The following is a 19,735-nucleotide window of genomic DNA, read 5'->3' on the forward strand; positions in this document are numbered from 1 at the left end:
CACGCATCTTGGCCTAGACCGGGCGAACTGCCCATGTTTTTTGCCCGCCCGGCTATCGGAGCATCCGGTCATCGGCTTAGCTTCGGCTGATGACCACATCGCGCCGCCTTCCGCTGGAAACCTGGGGTCGCCACTGGCTGGAGCGGGTCAAGGCGCAGGCCGACCGCGCCGCCTGGAGCCGCTATGGCTTCGAGTTCCTGATGTTTGGCTTCAAACAGGCGTGGGCCTGTCTGTTCGGCGGGCTGATGCTGGTCATGATCGTCGGCACCTTTCTGCTGTGGCCGGATGAAGCCGCAGTCAGCCGCTATGATTTTCTGGTCGTCGGGGCGCTGGCCATCCAGGCGGGCATGCTCATCTTCAAACTGGAAAGCTGGGAGGAGGCGCGGGTCATCTTCCTGTTCCACATCGCCGGCACGATCATGGAACTGTTCAAGACGTATCACGGCTCCTGGGTCTATCCGGAGGACAGCGTCCTGCGCATCGGGATGGTGCCGCTGTTCTCGGGCTTCATGTATGCGGCGGTCGGCAGCTATATCGCGCGGGTCCAGCGCATCTTTCACATCCGGGTGCGGCGCTATCCGCCGATGTGGACAACCTGGCTGCTGGCGGCGGCGATCTACGTCAACTTCTTTTCCCATCACTGGCTGCCGGACGTGCGGATCGCCCTGTTTGTCGCGACGGCCCTGCTGTTTGGGCCCGGCTGGTTCTACTTCACAGCGGATCGGGCGCGGCGGGGCATGCCGCTTCTGCTGGGCTATTTCCTGGTCGCCCTGTTCATCTGGTTCGCCGAGAACCTGGCCACCTTCGGTCGCGCCTGGGCCTATCCGGGGCAGGAGGCGGGATGGGAAATGGTGGGGCTGGAGAAGCTGGGCAGCTGGTTCCTGCTGATGATCATCTCCATCGTTCTGGTCTCGATCGTGCACAAGCCTGAACGTGAGCCAGACGCTTAGATTTGAGGCCGGTCAGGAGATCGTGCGCACCGCCAACTGACCCGCCTTGTGCCGGGGCACCACCACCGTGTGCAGACCCACCTGCTGGAACGACAGGTCCACGGTGGCGTCGCCCACCTTCAGGTCCGTGACGTTCAGTCGCTCGATCCCCACGGGCAGGACGGGGTTGTCAATCTCGACCGATCCCGCCACCGCATCGATCCGCACGCCCAGCGCCGACTGCAGCATCAGAAAGACTGAACCGGCGGCCCAGGCCTGGGGCAGGCAGGCGACGGGATAGGCGATGGGGGCCTCGCCCGCCGTGCGCTCGAATCCGCAGAACAGCTCGGGCAGGCGCAGGTTGAAGCTGGCGGCGGCCTCGTAGATTTCGCTGAGGAGCAGGGCCACCGCCCGTCGCTCGCCATATCGGGCCATGCCCGCCGCCGCCATCGCCGTGTCGTGCGGCCAGACCGAGCCGTTGTGATAGCTCAGCGGATTGAACCGCGCCTGTCCCCGCGCCAGGGTCCGCACGCCCCAGCCGGACCGGAAGTCCGCCCCCAACATGCGCCGGGCCACTTTCAGCGCCCGCTCGCGCGAGGGCAGGCCGGTAAACAGCAGATGCCCGGCGTTGGAGCCGATGGACCGCACAGCCTCGCCGTCGCCGTCCAGAGCGATGGCATAGAAGCCCTGATCCTCCATCCAGAACTTCTCTTCGACCATGTTGCGGACCCGCTCGGCCCGGTTGGACCATTGCTGCGGGTCCGGCTCACCCAGGGCCTGGGCCAGTTCGGCCATCGCCTGCCAGGCGGCGAAGGCATAGCCCTGGACCTCCAGCAGGGCGATCGGCCCCTTGGGGAACCGCCCGTCGGTGTGGAAGATGGAATCCTCCGAGTCCTTCCAGCCCTGGTTGGACAGGCCGGTGTCGGCCCCGCGCTGATAGCTGATCAGGCCGTCGCCGCGTACGTCGCCTTCCTTGGTCATCCAGCCGGTGGCCGCGATCAGATGGGGCCACAGGGCGCGGATCGTCTCGAAATCACCGGTCCGCTTCGCATAGGCTCCGGCCAGGGCGACGAACAGGCAGGTGGTGTCGACCCCGCCGTAATAGAGGCCGAACGGCACCTCACCCAGGGCGCTCATCTCGCCGCCGCGCGTCTCATGCATGATCTTGCCGGGCGCCGAGTCCTGAAACGCGGAGGTTTCCGTCGCCTGACGGCTGGCCAGATAGGTCAGGACGCCCTTGGCCAGCGACGGGTCCAGCCACAGCATCTGCCAGGCCGTGATGATGCCGTCGCGCCCGAACGGCGTCGAAAACCACGGCACGCCGGCGTAAGGGTAGGGTCCGGTCGGCAGGTCGGTGGTCAGCAGCGCTACGTCCGCTCTGGACTGGTCCAGCCAGTCGTTGAAGCGCGGGCTACGCGGTCCTCGAACGGACGCGCCGCGCCTGCGCCGCCTGCGCATCGCCAGCCGGGCCTGCACCGCGCTTAGCCGGAAGCGCACTTCGTCGGGCGCCTCGCAGGCATCCGGGCCGCATTCGATATAGAGGTCCTGAACCCGGCCCTTGGGCAGGCTGAACATGAACTCGGCGCGTCCGCCGCTCAACCGCGCGGGTGGCTCGGAGAAGGCCAGGCAGCTCATCCGCTCGACGTCGTCCAGACCGCGATAGCGGAAGGTCACGCGCCGCCCGTCGTGCGTCGGCGGCGACAGTTTGCCGGTCTTCAGCCGGGGCGTGCCGCGCACCTGAAAGATGTCCGCGAAATCGGCCCCGAACTCATAGGTCAGCGGCAGGAGCACATCCTCCATGCCATGATTGGAGACCCGTACCCGCTCGAACAGCCGCCGGTCCCAGACGAAGCGCCGTCGCTCAATATGCAGCACGCCCGCCGGAGCCGAGCGGCCGCCCATCGGGGGCAGCGGCCGGTTGGTCGAATGGCAGGTGAAGAAGACATTGTCCTGACTGACGCCCGAACTCAGCCGCGACGGCCGCGCCCCGCCGACTGTCATGACCAGCCGCGAAAGAAGGCGGGTATCGTGATCGAACAGGCCGTCGGCCCCGCCCGCCATGTCGCCCCAGCCGTCGGCCACAAGGAAGGTGTCGGCATCCTTCAGCGCCATCAGCCGCTCAAGGCTGTCGGCCTCGCCGGTGCCACTGTCTGCGGCGGCCAGTTGGGTCGAATAGGCGTCGTCCATGAAGGCTTTCTCGCGTGTCGTCTCGGGTCCGGGCCATCATAGGCCGGAATGCGCGAGGAAAATGGCCCCGGTGCGGAATTGATCCGTCCGCTCAGGCCTGATTAGCCACAAAGCTGCGCGGCTCGATCAGGGGATGCACCGCCATGATCGAATCCCTCATCGACATCGGCGCATAGGGTCGACGCGCCAGCAGGTCGCCATAGACATCCAGATACCGCCGCGCCATCGCCGTCGACGAGAACCGCAGGTCGAAGCGCGCCCGGATCGCGTCCCTGTCCAGCAGTTGCGCCCGGCCCGCGGCCGCCACGGCCTGCTCCAGCGTGTCGACCAGGAAGCCCGTCTCACCGTCCTCGATGACCTCGGTGGTCGAACCGCAACGGAAGGCGACGACCGGTGTGCCGCACGCCATCGCCTCGATCATCACTAGGCCGAAGGGCTCGGGCCAGTCGATGGGGAACAGCAAGGCCTCGGCCCCGCCCAGGAAGGCCGACTTCTGATGGTCGCCGATTTCGCCGACGAACTCGATCAGGGGATTGCCTTCGACCATCGGCTTGATGACCGTTTCCCAATAGACCTTGTCCGCCGCATCGACCTTGGCCGCCATCTTCAGCGGCTTGTTCAGGGCGGTGGCGATCTGGATGGCGCGGTCGGGGCGCTTTTCGGGCGAAATGCGGCCCAGGAAGGCCAGATAGCCCTGCGACTGCGAGGACGCCTGATAGATGTCACCGGGCATGCCGTGATGCACCGTCGCCTTCCAGTTGGCGAAGGGCAGGGGACGCCGCTGGTCGTCGGAAATCGACACCAGGCCGAACTGCGACCAGCGTTCGTAGACGCCGCCGATATCCTTCATGTCCAGCCGCCCGTGCAGGGTGGTCAGGGTCTTATCCGCCACCGCCTCGAACATCGGGAACTGGATCATGTCGGTGTGGAAGTGGATAACGTCGAACTCGTCCGCGCGCTTCAACACCTCGTGCAGCATGACCAGATGCGAGGCCAGGTCGGACTTCAGCGGGGCGGGGTCCAGACGGATCGCCTGATCGCGGACGGGCACCAGACGCGCGCGCGTCTCGGCATCGGCACTGGCGAACAGGGTGACGTCGTGGCCCAGATCGACCAGGGCGTCGGTCAGGTGCGCCACCACCCGTTCGGTCCCGCCATACAGTCTTGGCGGCACGGCTTCATAGAGGGGCGTAACCTGGGCGATCTTCATGGCAAGGGGGCTCCGGGCGTCCATCACCGGGACACCGGTCTGCCAAACCATCAGGCGGGTGTGAAGTTCCGCGAACGTCGCATTTTATTGTTTTATCCCGGCAACTTAGCCGTATCCCTATGTCGGGAATCCGTCATTGCATTCCGGCGCGGACCTCGGCCCTCAAGGTGTCGATCGACCGGAGCCCCTGATCCGTCTTGAAACGCCAGTAGGTCCAGCCGTTGCAGGCCGGGGCGTTTTCGAAGAGGGCCCCCAACTTGTGGATCGAGCCCGACAGGTCGCCGGCCACCAGCGAACCGTCGGCCCGCACCCGCGCCTCGCGGTCGCCCTTGGGGCAATACAGCCGGTCGCCCGGTTGAAGCAGGCCTGCCTCGACCAGCGCCCCGAACGGCACCTTGGGCTCGTTGCGCTTGGATCCGGTGACGATCAGGTCCTCAGGGCTTGCCGGAATGACGGCGGCGATCCGCTTTTCGGCCAGGTCGGCATAGGTGGCGTCGCGCTCGATGCCGATGAAATGCCGCCCCAGCCGCCTGGCCGCCGCGCCGGTCGTTCCGGTTCCGAAGAAGGGATCCAGCACCACATCACCCGGACGGGTCGCCGCCAGCAGCACGCGGTGCAGCAGCCCCTCGGGCTTCTGGGTCGGATGAGCCTTCTTGCCGTCGGCATCCTTGATCCGCTCCTCGCCCGTGCACAGCGCCAGGGTCCAGTCGGACCGCATCTGGGTGTCCTCGTTGAAGGCCTTCAGCGCATCATAGTTGAAGGTGTAGCGCTTCTGCTCGCGGCTGCGCGCGGCCCAGATCAGCGTCTCGTGCGCATTGGTGAAGCGCGTGCCCTTGAAGTTCGGCATCGGGTTGGACTTGCGCCAGATAATGTCGTTCAGCACCCAGAACCCCAGGTCCTGGATCGCCGTGCCCAGGCGGAAGACGTTGTGATAGCTGCCGATCACCCATATCGACCCCTCGGGCTTTAGCACCCGGCGGCATTCCTTCAGCCAGTCGCGTGTGAAGGCGTCATAGGCGGCGAAACTGTCGAACTTGTCCCAGTCGTCATCGACCGCATCGACCACGCTGTTGTCGGGCCTCAGCAGGTCTCCGCCCAGCTGCAGATTATAGGGCGGGTCGGCGAACACCATGTCGACCGACGCCGTGGGCAGCGACCGCAACACCTCGATACAGTCCCCACGATGGACGATGTCGGTCTTCAGTTCGGACATGGAAACGCGGCCCCGGATAATCAGAGCCTTGATGGTGAATCCTTACGGTTAAGGCGGCGTAACTGCCCCGCGTTTTAGTCGATCAGAACAGCCACATCGTCATAGGACCAGGCGATCCGATGCGCGCCAGCCTTTGTCAGCGCTTCGGCATGACCGTCCCGCACATGGCCCCCGGCGCACAGACCGATCACATGCATTCCCGCCGCCACGCCGGCCTGCACGCCCGAGGGACTGTCCTCGATCACCACGGTCCTCTCTGTGCGAGCTCTCATCGCCTCGGCCGCATGCAGGAAGATGTCCGGATGCGGCTTGCCGCGAGAAACATGCACAGCGGCGCTGAATATCGGACCCATCCGGTCGGCCAGCCCGAAACGGGCCAGCCCCAGGGCGATCCAGTCCGGCGGGCTGGACGAGGCGATGCAGCGCGCCTGCTGGCGTCCTTCCATAAACGTCATCAACCCGTTGACCGGGCTCAGCCGGGTCGAGGCCCGCTCATGGCAGAGCCGCGTCCAGTCCACGACGACCTCGTTAGGGCAGGCTCGTCCCAACTCCGCCTCGATTAAGGGTAGGAAATCCAGCCAGCGTCGCCCCATATAGCGCGCGATGGCGTCGTCGGTGGTGGTGGGCAGACCGATTGCTGTCAGCACCTCGGCCAGGGCGGTGCTGTTCAGCAACTCACTGTCGGCGACCACGCCGTCATAGTCGAAGATGATCAGGTCGGGCTGGCGCATGTCCCGATCTGCCTTGTCGCTGGGCATTTGACCAGCTCGCGGCGGCACCGAAACCTCTTCTCACGCTTTGTTACAGTCCGGCCCTCGCCTTCGCGGGCGGTGCGCGGTAATCGGGGCGGCACGGACGCTGATGGCTGAGTCCATCCTGCGCGACCACGGCTTCAGGGACTGACTGATGACTCAATGGGTGTACGGCTTCGGTGGCGGATCTGCCGACGGCGATGCGTCGATGAAGAACCTTCTGGGCGGCAAGGGGGCCAATCTGGCCGAGATGTCGTCCCTGGGTCTGCCCGTGCCGCCCGGCTTCACCGTCACGACCGAGGCCTGCGTCCATTACTTTTCCAATGGCCAGGCCTATCCCGTCGAGCTGACAGAACAGGTCGCCGCCGGCCTGAAGACGGTCGAGGGCATCGTCGGCAAGACGTTCGGCGATGCGACCAACCCCTTGCTGGTCTCGGTCCGCTCGGGGGCCCGCGCCTCCATGCCCGGCATGATGGACACCGTCCTGAACCTGGGCCTGAACGACGAGACGGTGGAGGGACTGGCCGCCCTGTCCGGCGACCGGCGCTTTGCGCTCGACAGCTATCGCCGCTTCATCACCATGTATTCCAATGTGGTGCTGGGCCTCGACCACGACGATTTCGAAGAGGTGCTGGACCATCACAAGGATCGGCTGGGCGTCACCATCGACACCGACCTGCGTGCCCAGGACTGGGAAAAGGTCGTGGCCGACTACAAGGACGTGGTCGAGCGTCACCTGGGCCGCCCCTTCCCGCAGGATCCGCACGACCAGCTTTGGGGCGCGATCGGCGCCGTCTTCGACAGCTGGATGAACGACCGGGCGAAATTCTATCGCCGCATGCACGACATTCCCGAAAGCTGGGGTACGGCCGTCAACATCCAGTCGATGGTCTTCGGAAACATGGGCCAGACCTCGGCCACGGGCGTGGCCTTTACCCGCAATCCTTCGACCGGCGAGGCACGCCTGTACGGCGAGTTCCTGATCAACGCCCAGGGTGAGGACGTGGTGGCGGGCATCCGCACGCCCCAGTCCCTGACAAAGGCGGGCCGCGAGGAGATGGGCGAGACGGCCCCGTCGATGGAAGAGGCCATGCCCGAGGTCTTCGGCCAGTTCGTGGACGTGGTCGGGCGGCTGGAAAGCCACTACCGCGATATGCAGGACATCGAGTTCACGGTCGAACAGGGCCGTCTGTGGATGCTGCAGACCCGCAACGGCAAGCGCACGGCCAAGTCGGCGCTAAAGATCGCGGTCGATCTGGCCGCCGAGGGGGTGATCTCCGAGGAAGAGGCGGTCAGCCGCGTCGAGCCCGCCGCCCTGGACCAGCTGCTGCATCCCACGCTGGATCCGAACGCAGCCCGCAATGTGTTGGCCTCGGGCCTGCCGGCCTCTCCCGGTGCCGCGACCGGCAAGATCGTCTTCGACGCCGATGAGGCCGAGCGCCTGGCCCAGCTGGGCGACGCCGTCATCCTGGTGCGTGAGGAAACCAGCCCTGAGGACATCCACGGCATGCACGCCGCGCGCGGCATCGTCACGGCCCGGGGCGGCATGACCAGCCATGCGGCGGTCGTCGCTCGCGGCATGGGGCGCCCGTGCGTCTGCGGCATCAACGCGCTGTCGATCGACGAGAAGGCCGGGACCTTCACCGCTCACGGCCGGACCTTCAAGGCGGGCGAAATCATCACCATCGACGGCTCCAAGGGCGAGGTCCTGGAGGGGGCTGTCGCGATGATCGAGCCGGAGCTGACCGGCGACTTCCAGACCCTGATGGGCTGGGCCGACGGCGTGCGTCGCCTGAAGGTCCGCGCCAATGCCGAGACGCCGCTGGATGCCCGAACCGCGCGCGGGTTTGGAGCCGAGGGCATCGGCCTGTGCCGCACCGAGCACATGTTCTTTGACGACACCCGCATCGCCGCCGTGCGCGAGATGATCCTGGCCGATGACGAGAAGGGTCGCCGCGCGGCCCTGGCCAAGATCGCGCCGTTCCAGAAGTCGGACTTCGTCGAGCTGTTCACCATCATGGCGGGCCTGCCGGTGACGGTGCGCCTGCTCGATCCGCCGCTGCATGAGTTCATTCCGCACACTGAGGCAGACATCGACGCCCTGGCCGCCAGTTCCGGCCTGGACGCCGCCAAGCTGAAGCGCCGCGCGAAGGAGCTGCACGAGACCAACCCCATGCTGGGCCACCGCGGTTGCCGCCTGGGCGTCGCCTATCCCGAGATCTACGAGATGCAGGTCCGGGCCATCATCGAGGCGGCGCTGGAGGTGCAGGCCACGTCCGGCCAGGCCCCCCTGCCGGAGATCATGCACCCGCTGGTCGGCCTGGGCCTGGAGATGAAGTACCTGCGCGAGCTCACGGACCGTACGGCCCAGGCGGTCTTCGCCGAGACCGGCCAGTCCATCGCCTATCTGGTCGGAACCATGATCGAGCTGCCGCGTGCGGCCCTGCGCGCCGGAGACCTGGCTGAGCATGCGGAGTTCTTCAGCTTCGGCACCAACGACCTGACCCAGACGACGTTCGGCATCTCCAGAGATGATTCCGGCCGTTTCCTTCAGGCCTATATGGACAAGGGCATCTTCGAGACCGATCCCTTCGTGCGCCTGGACCAGGACGGGGTCGGTGATCTGATCCGCATCGCTGCCGAGCGGGGCGGGGCCGCACGCCCGGACATCAAGATGGGCATCTGTGGCGAACACGGCGGCGACCCGTCGTCGATCGCCTTTTGTGAAGAGGTGGGCCTGAACTATGTCAGTTGCTCGCCCTATCGTGTGCCCATCGCCCGGTTGGCGGCGGCCCAGGCGGCGCTGCATGCGCGGGCCGGGACGGAGCGCGAAAAGGATCGCTGACGGGCTGAAGCATCTGCCACGAAAGTGTCATGGTTGAAGTAACGCGGTCTGTGTTTTGCGACACACAGTCGTCGTTATGTATTCGTCCGCCTCTGGAACGCCGCTTTCGGTCGCCCATTTGTGTCTTCGCTGGATGGGGCTGGTCGCCGATCGGTGACCACATCTAGAGGATACAAGAAACAATGCGTAACATTCTTCTCGCCACCGCTGCTCTTACTGTGATCGCCGCGCCCGCCATGGCGCAGAGCATTCCGAACCCGCAATGGCAGGGCTCGATCGGCTACACGCAACTGGACGGCAGCGACGGTGACCTGGGGGGCGTCACTGGCCGGATCGGAGCCAAGTTCAACCGCTACATCGGTGCCGAGGGCGAGGCCTCGTTCGGCGTCCGCGACGACGACTTCACCGTCGCCGGCGTCGAGGGCAAGCTGAAGCACGAGTACGATGCCGCCATCTATGGCGTCGGCACCCTGCCCATCAACGACAACTTCGAACTGTTCGGTCGCGTCGGCTATGGCACGACCAAGATCAAGGCCGAAATCCCGGGCGTCAGCGCCACCAATGACGGCGAGAGCGTCAACTATGGGGCCGGTGCCAACTACTTCTTCGACGGCCAGAACGGCGTCCGCGGCGACTGGACCCGTCGCGACTTCCGCGATGACGGCGGCGAGGTCGATACCTACGGCGTCAGCTACATCCGCCGCTTCTAAGCCAACTCAGGCTGGAATTGACGAGGCCCGCGATTTCGATCGCGGGCCTTTGTCGTGGTCGGCAGGATCAGAAAGTCAGGCGACGCCGGGTTGCAGGGCCCAGCGCATGGAGCCTTCGCCATAGGGGCGGAAGAACAGGTCGCGGTAACGCTCGAACACTTCGACGATCTTGTTGGCCAGATCCTGGGCAACCGTTTCGCCACGCTGGCGTTTGATGGCCGCGACGCACTGAACCACATCGCGCTGGTGCGCTGAGCCGCCCATGCGTTTGAGCACGGCCGCGATGTCCTGGGCCAGAGGATCGACCTGGGTCGCCCACGGATTGGTGTTCTGAGTCATTCGGGCGCCCCCTGTTCTCGACACTGCACGAACGGGTCGCAAATACGCGCGACAGATGCAAGCGTTACCGGCGAATTGTGATCAGGAAGTTGTCGATCTCGGTAAACGGCACCTCTTCGAAGAACGGCGTCAGTTGAACAGGAAGTTCATCACGTCGCCGTCCTTGACAACATAGGACTTGCCCTCGGCCCGCAGCTTGCCGGCTTCGCGGGCCCTGGCCTCGCCGCGCAGGGCGACGAAGTCTTCGTAGGCGATCGTTTCGGCGCGGATGAAGCCCTTCTCGAAGTCGGTATGGATGACGCCCGCGGCCTGGGGTGCCGTGGCCCCGACAGGGATGGTCCAGGCGCGGGCCTCCTTGGGCCCCACCGTGAAATAGGACTGCAGGCCCAGCAGGGCATAGGCCTCGCGGATCAGGCGGTTCAGGCCCGGCTCGGCCAGTCCCAGGCTTTCCAGGAACTCCAGCTGCTCGGCCTCGTCCAGGACGGCGAGTTCGGAATCGATCTTGGCGGAGATGACCACAGTATTGGCGCCGTCAGCCCTGGCCCGCTCGGCAACGCGCTCGGACAGCTCATTGCCCTTGTCGGCCGAGCCTTCGTCCACATTGGCGACATACAGGGCGGGAAGCGCCGTCAGCAGTTGCAGCATGTCCCAGGCCTTGCGGTCTTCCTTGGACACTTCGGGCAAAGCGGTCCGCGCGGGCTTGCCGGCATTCAGTTTCGACAGGGCCAAATCGACCAGTTTCAGGCTCTGCTGGCTTTCCTTGTCGCCACCCTTGGCGCGCTTTTCCATCTGGACGCGGCGACGCTCCAGGCTTTCCAGATCGGCCAGCATCAGTTCGGTCTCGATGATGTCCAGGTCGGACACCGGATCGATGCGGTTCTCGACATGGGTGATGTCGTCATCGACGAAGCAGCGGGCGACGAAGGCCACGGCGTCGCAGTCGCGGATATTGGCCAGAAACTGGTTGCCCAGACCTTCGCCCTTGGACGCGCCGCGCACCAGGCCGGCGATGTCCACGAAGGTGATCCGCGACGGGATGATTTCCTTGGACCCCGCGATTTCCGCCAGAACGTTCAGGCGCGGCTCGGGCACAGCGACGTCGCCCGTATTCGGCTCGATCGTGCAGAACGGATAGTTGGCGGCCTGGGCAGCCGCCGTCTTCGTCAGGGCATTGAATAGGGTGGACTTGCCGACGTTGGGCAGGCCGACGATCGCGACTTTCAGGGCCATGACGTTCCGATGGTTTGCAATGAGCGCGAGCCTTTAGACGGTTCGATCCCGTTTGTCAGGCTCGCGCGTGATTGCGGTGTCAGTGGCCGGTGTGCCCTCCGGCGGGCGCGGGCTGGCCGACCGCGGCGCGTACGCCCAGCGGAGACGCCTTCTCGAACGTCAGCGTCAGGGAGACGGTGTCGCCCGCCGCCAGCGGGCTCTTCACCTGCATCAGCATGATGTGGTTGCCGCCCGGCTTCAGACTGACCGCCTCGCCTGCAGGCAGGGCCAGGCCGTTGGGCAGTTCCGCCATCTTCATGATGCCGCCTTCGGTCTTCATCTCGTGGATTTCGGCGGTGCCGGCCGACGGCGAGGCGACGGTGACCAGCCGGTCGGCCTGGCTGGCGGTCAGGGTGACATAGCAGCCGGTGATGTCCCGGCCGTTGGGCGTCGGGCGGCAAACGGCGTCGGTGGCTTCGACCACAGCCAGGGTCGCGTTTTCAGGCTGGGCCGAACAGGCGGCGAGGGTGGCCGAGGCGGCGGCGATCAGGATGTACTTCATTATGAGTGTCCTTTCAGGACGCGACCGGACGGGGCCGCACCAACCGCGAGACGAGGCGATCGATGGCCAGTGCAGCCAGAAGACTGAGCCCGGTGAGTGGATAGAAAATACTCAAGGGAATGACGATGCCGAGAACTGCGGCACGGGCCCGCAGGCCGGTGGGGGCGGGCGGGGCCCCCAGCGACAGGCCGCGCCTGGCGGGACGCCGCTTCCACCACATCATCAGGCCGCTGATCGCCAGCGCCCAGACCGCGATACAACCCAGCAGCATGACGATGCGATTGATCTGACCGTACTGGGTGCCCTGATGGGTGAAGATGCCCCATTCGAAGGCCCTGGCCCCCCAGCCATACTGTTCGTAGCGGATGTCGGCTCTCAGTGCGCCGGTCGTGCCGTCGACATAGAGGGTGCGGCTGTCCTGGACCCGCTCGTTCTGGCGCGCCACGGCATAGGCCCGGTCCGCCGAGGCCGGGATGGAGACCGTATAGGGTCGCGGCAGTCGCATGGCCTCGGCGCGGTCGATCACCAGCGACAGGCGCGGCGGGGCCATCTGGTGGTCGGTGGTGACGCCGGAATGCTCCAGCGCCCAGCCCGCCCCCTTGGGCTTGTCGTCATGCTCGGCATGGGTCCAGGACGAGGCGGCGGACGGAGCCTTCGGCCGCCCCAGACCCGCCTCGTTCATGGCCTTGAGCACCTGACCGCCCCAGACGGACGACCACGGCATGCCGGTCACCGCCAGGAACAGGATGATGCCCCCCGCATAGAGACCCGTCAGGGCGTGCAGGTCGCGCCAGAACGGCCGCCGCTTCGGATCGGTGGCCTTCAGCGTGGTCACGGCCACGTTCCGTTTGCGTGGCCACCACAGGAACAGGCCCGTGGCGAACAGGATGATGGCCCAGCCCGCCACGATCTCGACCACCAGGTTCATGACCGGCCCGAACTGTTCCAGGCTGTGGATCCGCTTGATGGTCTCGGTCAGGCCGACATAGGCCGTGACGCCCTTCAGCTCTGCGCTGTAGGGGTCGACGAAGGCGATGCGGCGGCTGTCGTCTGGCAGGCGCACGACCATCTGGACGGCGCGATCCGGCCTGTCGGGCACCAGCACATTGGTCACCTCGCCGCCTGTGCCGACGCGGGCGGCGGCGACCCAGCGGTCCGGAGACGCGGGGGTGCCCCGCGCCTCAACCGTGGCCATCGGCCGATAGACGGCATCGTCGATCTCGGTCTTGAACAGATAAAGCCCCCCGGTCAGGGCCATCAGCATCAGGAACGGCAGGACCAGAAATCCGGCATAGAAATGCCAGCGCCAGACCGCGCGGTAACTGCCTGACAGGGCCGTGTTTGAAGAAGAATTTTCAGGGTCGCTCATGGCGATTTCTTTCGAAAGCGGGGGCGGCGCATCGCTGGCCGCCCCCTGTCTCATCAGAAGCTGTAACGAACGCCGACGTAGGCGGATCGACCTTCGCCCGGTGTGAAGACATTGGCCGCTGCCGTGCGGGCATCAGTAATCGCATTGGCATTGGACACGTATTTTTCGTCGGTCAGGTTGCGAAGGTCTGCAAACAGCGAGACGCCACCCGGAAGATCCACGCCCGCATTGACCGACAGCGTTGTGTAACCGGGATACTTCAGCTGGTTGGCATAATCGACAAAGATGTCCTGAGGCACCCATTCCACCGACGGCGCGACGAACCAGCCAGCAGGATGCTCGTATTTCAACTCCGCGCGATAGGCATGCTCGGGGATAATGGGCAATCGGCCATCGCCATAGGTGGCGTCGTCATCGAAGAAGAAATCCGACCAGGTGTAGGTCTGGCGCAGCGTCAGGCGTTCGCGGCCATTGTCGATCAATCGCCAGTCGAGCCCGGCTTCAACTCCCTGGTGAACCGTATCCTCGGCGTTGAAGCTGAGGGCCGGATTGTTGGGAATGACGATATAGTTCAGCAGTTCGCCTTCCAGATGTGAGCGATACAAGGCGATGTCGTAGCGAAACGCGCCGCGCTGGCCTCGCGCACCGATCTCCGCGGTCCAGGCTTCCTGCTGCTCCAAATCGACAAACTGGGGCACTGGCGTCTGAACGAGCTCCAAGAACGTCGGGGCCTCCACAGACTTGGTCAGGTTCGCATAGATTTGCGATCCATCGGGTTGTTCCCAAAGCAGGCCGACCCGCGGGGCAAACCAGTCGTAATCTCGCTGGGCACTGTTGGCGGGGGCCAGACGGTTTTCGACGTCCCGCTCGGCCCGGCCCCAGGTGCCGCCCGCGATCAGGGCCAACTGGTCGGTCACGAACAACCGCCCCTCGGCGAAGACATCCATCCCCGTCGCATTCTGAAGCGTGCTGCCGATCTGAAAACCGGGGTCGCCGCCCGTGTTGACGAAGACCGCACTGTCGTTGTCGCCCGTACGGAAATAGGCACCGGCAAACGCATCGGCCCGCAGCCCGCCCAACTGCCCAGCCCAGTCCAGACGTGCAAAGCCGCCCCAAAACTGATAGTCGTTGTCCAGCACGACCGGAACCGGGTGGAACAGCTGTTTGTCGACAGCATAGGCACCGGCTTCGAACACGAGCTCATCGGTCAGTCGCCAGCGAGTCTGCGCCGTCACACGCACGGATTTGATGTCTCGGCCAAAGTCCAGGTTTCTGACGAAGAGGTCAGGATCGCGAGGATTGTTCAGCGCCTTGTCCAGCGTCTGGGTGCCGGAGATGTCCAGGTCCAGATCGTTGGCCTGGACGATCAGACGCAACTCGCGGTCTTCGCCAAACTGACGTCCGACGTTAAGCGTCAATCGCTTGCTGTCTGAATCCTGATGGTCAAGAAATCCATCGCTGCCTGACCAGGTCGCAGCGGCATAGATGTCCCACGGCCCGAACTCGCGCGCGATGGCACCGTGGGCACGTCGGGTTTCGAAGGAGCCGCCCTCCAGGCGCAGCAGATTCGAGAACGGCGCATTGCGGCCTGTCGGCGTGAGGACGTTGATGGCTCCGCCCAATGCGGCACCACCGAAACGCAGAGCGTTGCCGCCTTTGTAGACTTCGAAGTATCGGGCCACCAATGGGTCCAATTCCTGAAAGTCGCCAAACCCGTCTGGCTGACTGAAGGGCACGCCATCCTGTGCCAGCAAAACGCCCCTCAGATGCAGGCTCTGGCCGATACCGGATCCTCGGATCGACAGACGGACCTCTTCGCCCCAGCGGCGCTGGGCAAAGACTCCCGGGACGGAACGGAGGGTGTCGGCGAATCCAAGAGCGTAGCGATCTTCATAGCTTTCCGAGGCGACAACAGCGACGGCCCCCGGCGTGCGGGACAGACGATCGCGGGCTTCCGCGACGACGGCGGGATCATCCGGGTTGCGCTGGCCCGTGACGATGACGCTATCGAGTTCGGTCGGGGCTTCCTGGGCAAATGCGGGGGCGGCAAAGGCGGCGAGCAGCAGCGCGCAGGGCGCAGCGGTGGTCTTGAGAGACATCGGTAGGTCCTGAATACAGAGAAAAACCGCGCGGCCGGGCGGCGGCGCGGGGTCTGACGCGGTGGCGTCAGCGGGTCTGATTCAGGCGAGGGGTGGGGCGGTCGAAGGCGGGCGCGGCGGCGCGCGCGCGGGGGGCGGCGGGCTGCCGGAGGCCGGGGCGTAGACGACAGTCTCAGTGAGCCGCAGCGGGGGCGAGGGCTCCGGTATCGGCGGTTCGGGCAGCACCGCCGGCAGGGGCATGACGCAGGCGGCGCATTTGGCCGGATGGGTCTTGCCGCCGGGGCCGTCCATGTCGCCGCCGACCTGGATGGTCATGGGCCCTTCGGCCGAGCAGATGACGATGGGCTGACCCGGCGTTGCCGCTGCCATGGCCCCGAACGGCAACAGGGTGCCGAGCGTGATCGCAAAGACCGCGGCCAGGAAGGCCAGCGATCGGGCGATCGACCAGGTTTCGACGCGGGAACGGTTCACGGACGGGGCTTTAGCGGTGCCGTGGCCATTTGCATACCGTGGCGAAGGGCCGCTGTCAGGTTCGGTGGGGTCGACAGTCTGCCGACCGCATGAAACGGTCTCTCAACGAGGGAGGTTCGCATGATCCGTTGGGTTTTCATGACAGGCACGGCGCTGAGCCTGCTGGCGATGCCAGCGGTGGCCCAGCAGGCGCAGGACGGATCGCAGGGCCCGAACCGTGTGTCCCTGACCATCTACAATCAGAATGTCGCCCTGGTGGAGGATGTGCGCGAGTTGACGCTGCCCGCAGGGCGTACCCGCAGGGAGTTCCCGGGTGTGTCGGCCAGCATACGGCCCGAAACGGTCGGCCTGTCGGGGCGTGACCTGTCGGTGGTGGAACAGAACTTCGACTATGACCTGCTGACGCCCGACAAGCTGATGCAGGCGGCGGTCGGCGACGAGATCGGCATCGTACGCACAAATCCGGGCAGCGGGGCCCAGGAGACGCAGCGGGCCAGGGTTCTGGCTGCCAATCAGGGCGTCGTGCTTGAGGTTGATGGCCGTATCGAGGTGCTGCGCGACGATGGGGTGCCGACCCGGGTCATCTTCGACGAGGTTCCTGCGAACCTGCGACCACGCCCGACGCTGAGCGTCACTCTCGATGCTGAGGGTGCGGGACAGCGCGATGTGACCCTGACCTATCTGACCACGGGTCTGCAGTGGAAGGCGGACTATGTGGCCCGGTTCGACGAACGCGCCGGGCGACTGGACCTGACCGGCTGGATCACCCTGACCAACCAGTCGGGTGTCACCTTCACCAATGCCGATACGCGCGTCGTGGCGGGCGACGTCAGCCTGCTCAACGACAGCAGCAATAACGCCTATGGCCGCGGCTATCCCCAGCCGGTGCGACCGGGAACCCGGGGGAATGGGACCGAGCAGGGCGGGGCGCAGGGTCTTGCGGACGTCTACATCTATCCGCTGCCCGAGCCGGTCACTGTGGCCAACAATCAGACCAAACAGGTCGGCCTGATCGATGTGGCCAATGTGCCGGCATCGAAGCGATATCTGTATGAAGCCGACAGCTTCACCACCGAAGCAGAAGCGCGTGCCGCCGAGGTGGCGGTGATCTTCGCCAATGACCGCGCCTCGGGCGTCGCGACCCAGCTGCCGGCTGGGGTGGCCCGGGTCTATGTCAATGACGAGGCGGGCGAGGCACGTTTCATCGGCGAAGATCGCGTGGCCCACACGCCCGCCTGGTCCGACATCGTCATCACCACCGGCCAGGCGTTCGACGTCACCGTACAGCCGCGTGTGGTCTCCAGCGAGGCAGCCTCCAAGCCCGCCTACTATCGGTGGAGGACGCGCTTCGAGATGGAATACACGGTCCGCAACGCCCGCCCGGAGGCCGTGGTCGTCGAGGTGCGCCAGCATGGTCTGGGCCGCGACACCCAACTGCAGGGCCAGTCCATCGAGGGCGTGGTGCAGGATGCCAACGCCATCGTCTGGAGTGTTCCGGTACCGGCCAACGGCGAGACCGTGCTGACTGCCACTGTCGTCACCGGCGGCTGAACGTCGTGCGGCCCCTGTCGATAGCCGTCGCTCTGGTTTCGACCTGGGCCGCACTGGCCGGGTCGGCCTGGGCCCAGGTGGAGGTCGTCTCGCCGCGTGCCGAGCGAACCGCGGTGGTGATCTATCGCGACCGGCCGGTCGACACCTCCTGGCTGCTGGAACGATCGTCCGAGGGTGACCCCGACCTGGCGCGCGAAGGCCTGGCCCTGATCGTCGAAACGCGCACCATCGATCTTCCGGCAGGCGAGGCGGTGATCCGGTTGCGCGGCGTGGCCACCGGTATTGTGCCCCAGACCGCGACGCTGGACGGCCTGCCCGCGCAGGTGATCGAGCGCAACACCGACTTCGACCTGCTTAGCCCCGGTTCGCTGCTGCAGCGGTCGGTCGGCGAGATGGTGCGGGTGGTGCGAACCAATCCGGCGACCGGCGAACAGGTGGAAAAGGCCGCCATCGTCCGCTCGGGCCCGAACGGCACGGTGCTGGAGATCGACGGCCGGCTGGAGGCGCTGAGCTGCTCCGGCCTGACCGAACGCATACTGTTCGACCGGGTGCCCGAGGGGCTGAGCGACCAGCCGGTGCTGTCGATCCGCACCCGGGCCCAGACAGCGGGGCGGCATACGGTGACACTGGCCTATCTGGCAACAGGCCTCCAGTGGTCGGCGGATTATGTTGCGCGGTTGAATCCTGACGGCCAGTCCTTGTCGCTGAGGGGATGGATCACGCTGGCCAACTTTGGCGGCACGGGTTTCGCTGACGCCCCGGTGCAGGTCGTGGCCGGCAATCTGAACCGCGACGAGGACACCGTGCCGGTGGAGCCGGCGGTCGTCGCCCGCGCGCCAGGATGCTGGCCATTGGACACGACGACACAAGGTATCGGGGAGCCGAATGACATTCTTGTCACGGGCAGCAGATCAAAGGTCGTTGAGTATCTCGCCAACGCGCCGGTCCTATCGAACTCGGATGTCGACGAGATCGTCGTCACGGGCAGCCGGATCGTGCGGCTCGGCGAACTGGGCGACTACAAGATCTACACCTTGCCCGAACCGACGGACGTCAATGCGCGACAGACCAAACAGGTGCAGTTTCTCGAGCAAGCCGACGTCGGCTTCACTCGTACCTACGCAGTCGATGTCCTGGAAGACAATGGTGAAGAGCCGAAACAGCCCGTGCTTATGCTGCGTCTCCGCAACGAAGCGGCGACCGGCCTCGGCCTGCCGCTACCGGGCGGCGGCGTCAGCCTGTTCGAAAGCCAGGCCGGCCAGACCCTGTTCACCGGACAGGCCAGGTTCGAGGACAAGGGCGTCGGCCTGCCTGTGGACCTGTATTTCGGAGAGGCGATGGATGTCACTCTCGAGCAGGAAACAGGCGAAGCGGTGCGATCCCGAGGCCTCAAGCGCGTCCCTTTGACTGTGACGATCCGCAACGACAAGCCTGAGTTGATCGAGGTGGAGGTCAGGCCGGGCGAGGCCGCCTATCAGGGCTTTCGCATCGTCCGCTCCAGCGCCCGCCATGTGATCAACGAAGGTGGCTTTCCGGCCTGGCGTCTGCGGATACCGGCGGGCGGCACGACCACCCTGACCTATACCATCGAGTACGACGACTAGCTTTCACCCCGAGCGGCCTTTTCCGCCGCCTGGCGTGGGCTGAACTTGGGGGCGGGGGCCAGGCGCATGACCTCGCCCTGAAAGCGTTCGTCCTCACCGGCCACGGCAAAGGGCAGAGCGTCGGCGATCGCCGTCAGCATGGGATCGAGCCAGGCCATTTCGGCCTTGTGAAAGTCGCCCAGCACATGGGGCATGACCAGATGGCTCTCACCCGGATGGCCCACGCCCATGCGCCCGCGCCGAAAGTCGGCACCCAGGTGGCTGATCAGGGAGCGGATGCCGTTCTGACCGGCCGCGCCGCCGCCGGTCTTCATGCGGAAGCGGCCGGGGGCCAGGTCGATCTCGTCGTGGAAGACGATCACGTCGGACGGCTTGATCTTGTAGAAGCGCGCGGCCTCGCCGACCGCACGACCGCTCTCGTTCATGAAGGTCTGGGGTTTCATCAGCAGAACCTTGGTGCCCTCGACCTCCCCGTCGCGCACCACCGACTGGAACTTGGCGCGCTCGGGTCCGAAGCGCCAGCGCCGCGCGATCTCGTCCACGGCCATGAAGCCGATGTTGTGGCGGTTCTTCTCGTATTTCGGGCCGGGGTTACCCAGGCCGGCGATGATGATCATGGCGCGCTCCGGATAAGGAAACGGCCCACTCCGTCACCGGAATGGGCCGTTGCCGCAACTGTCGTCTC

At 65.6% G+C, this 19,735-nt stretch carries 16 protein-coding genes; 5 read left to right on the top strand and 11 right to left on the bottom strand.

What is annotated here, in order from left to right:
• The first annotated feature begins 89 nt into the window (after positions 1-89).
• The gene (locus tag ACE3TH_RS04570; RefSeq protein ID WP_374597777.1) at positions 90-950 is read left to right on the top strand and encodes a DUF817 domain-containing protein; all 861 of its coding nucleotides are present in this window, start codon (positions 90-92) and stop codon (positions 948-950) included.
• A 12-nt stretch (positions 951-962) separates the two neighbouring features.
• Here the strand turns inward: ACE3TH_RS04570 and ACE3TH_RS04575 are convergent, their stop codons facing one another.
• The 4 genes from ACE3TH_RS04575 to ACE3TH_RS04590 all read right to left on the bottom strand — a co-directional run bounded on the left by ACE3TH_RS04575 (position 963) and on the right by ACE3TH_RS04590 (position 6,270).
• Positions 963-3,116, bottom strand: a complete 2,154-nt coding sequence (locus tag ACE3TH_RS04575; RefSeq protein WP_374597779.1) for a glycogen debranching N-terminal domain-containing protein — start codon at positions 3,114-3,116, stop codon at positions 963-965.
• Positions 3,117-3,207: 91 nt separating this feature from the next.
• A complete protein-coding gene (locus ACE3TH_RS04580; protein ID WP_374597781.1) occupies positions 3,208-4,326 on the bottom strand; it encodes a glycosyltransferase family 4 protein in 1,119 nt (372 codons plus the stop codon).
• A 133-nt stretch (positions 4,327-4,459) separates the two neighbouring features.
• Entirely contained in the window at positions 4,460-5,539 is a 1,080-nt protein-coding gene (locus ACE3TH_RS04585) for a site-specific DNA-methyltransferase (protein ID WP_374597783.1), read from the bottom strand.
• Positions 5,540-5,613: 74 nt separating this feature from the next.
• Entirely contained in the window at positions 5,614-6,270 is a 657-nt protein-coding gene (locus ACE3TH_RS04590) for an HAD family hydrolase (RefSeq protein WP_374597785.1), read from the bottom strand.
• A 175-nt stretch (positions 6,271-6,445) separates the two neighbouring features.
• Between ACE3TH_RS04590 and ppdK the strand changes: the two genes are divergently transcribed.
• Positions 6,446-9,136 (top strand): pyruvate, phosphate dikinase, encoded by a 2,691-nt coding sequence (ppdK, locus tag ACE3TH_RS04595; protein ID WP_374597787.1) that lies wholly within the window; start codon positions 6,446-6,448, stop codon positions 9,134-9,136.
• A gap of 182 nt (positions 9,137-9,318) precedes the next feature.
• Positions 9,319-9,846 (top strand): porin family protein, encoded by a 528-nt coding sequence (locus ACE3TH_RS04600; protein ID WP_374597789.1) that lies wholly within the window; start codon positions 9,319-9,321, stop codon positions 9,844-9,846.
• A gap of 75 nt (positions 9,847-9,921) precedes the next feature.
• On the opposite strand, the gene ACE3TH_RS04605 is transcribed toward ACE3TH_RS04600, so the two are convergent.
• From ACE3TH_RS04605 to ACE3TH_RS04630, 6 genes are all read right to left on the bottom strand, one after another.
• Entirely contained in the window at positions 9,922-10,185 is a 264-nt protein-coding gene (locus tag ACE3TH_RS04605) for a hypothetical protein (RefSeq protein ID WP_292173794.1), read from the bottom strand.
• 129 nt (positions 10,186-10,314) lie between these two features.
• Entirely contained in the window at positions 10,315-11,415 is a 1,101-nt protein-coding gene (gene ychF, locus ACE3TH_RS04610; protein WP_374597792.1) for a redox-regulated ATPase YchF, read from the bottom strand.
• Positions 11,416-11,494: 79 nt separating this feature from the next.
• Entirely contained in the window at positions 11,495-11,956 is a 462-nt protein-coding gene (locus ACE3TH_RS04615) for a copper chaperone PCu(A)C (protein WP_374597794.1), read from the bottom strand.
• A gap of 13 nt (positions 11,957-11,969) precedes the next feature.
• Complete coding sequence (locus ACE3TH_RS04620) at positions 11,970-13,325, bottom strand: PepSY-associated TM helix domain-containing protein (protein ID WP_374597796.1); 1,356 nt, start codon at positions 13,323-13,325, stop codon at positions 11,970-11,972.
• A 53-nt stretch (positions 13,326-13,378) separates the two neighbouring features.
• The gene (locus ACE3TH_RS04625; protein ID WP_374597798.1) at positions 13,379-15,424 is read right to left on the bottom strand and encodes a TonB-dependent receptor family protein; all 2,046 of its coding nucleotides are present in this window, start codon (positions 15,422-15,424) and stop codon (positions 13,379-13,381) included.
• A gap of 81 nt (positions 15,425-15,505) precedes the next feature.
• Positions 15,506-15,895 carry a DUF2946 family protein gene (locus ACE3TH_RS04630; RefSeq protein WP_374597800.1) on the bottom strand — a complete coding sequence of 130 codons (390 nt, stop codon included), beginning with the start codon at positions 15,893-15,895 and terminating at the stop codon, positions 15,506-15,508.
• Positions 15,896-16,015: 120 nt separating this feature from the next.
• Here ACE3TH_RS04630 and ACE3TH_RS04635 point away from each other — a divergent pair, with 120 nt between their 5' ends.
• Both ACE3TH_RS04635 and ACE3TH_RS04640 read left to right on the top strand, forming a co-directional pair.
• On the top strand, positions 16,016-17,446 hold the full coding sequence (locus tag ACE3TH_RS04635) for a DUF4139 domain-containing protein (RefSeq protein ID WP_374597801.1): 1,431 nt from the start codon (positions 16,016-16,018) through the stop codon (positions 17,444-17,446).
• A gap of 5 nt (positions 17,447-17,451) precedes the next feature.
• On the top strand, positions 17,452-19,050 hold the full coding sequence (locus tag ACE3TH_RS04640) for a DUF4139 domain-containing protein (RefSeq protein WP_374597803.1): 1,599 nt from the start codon (positions 17,452-17,454) through the stop codon (positions 19,048-19,050).
• Here the strand turns inward: ACE3TH_RS04640 and pth are convergent.
• Complete coding sequence (pth, locus tag ACE3TH_RS04645) at positions 19,047-19,667, bottom strand: aminoacyl-tRNA hydrolase (protein WP_374597805.1); 621 nt, start codon at positions 19,665-19,667, stop codon at positions 19,047-19,049. The two genes, ACE3TH_RS04640 and pth, sit on opposite strands and share 4 nt — an antisense overlap.
• Positions 19,668-19,735: the final 68 nt, after the last annotated feature.

Source organism: Brevundimonas sp. (genome assembly GCF_041919755.1).
Classification (GTDB): domain Bacteria; phylum Pseudomonadota; class Alphaproteobacteria; order Caulobacterales; family Caulobacteraceae; genus Brevundimonas.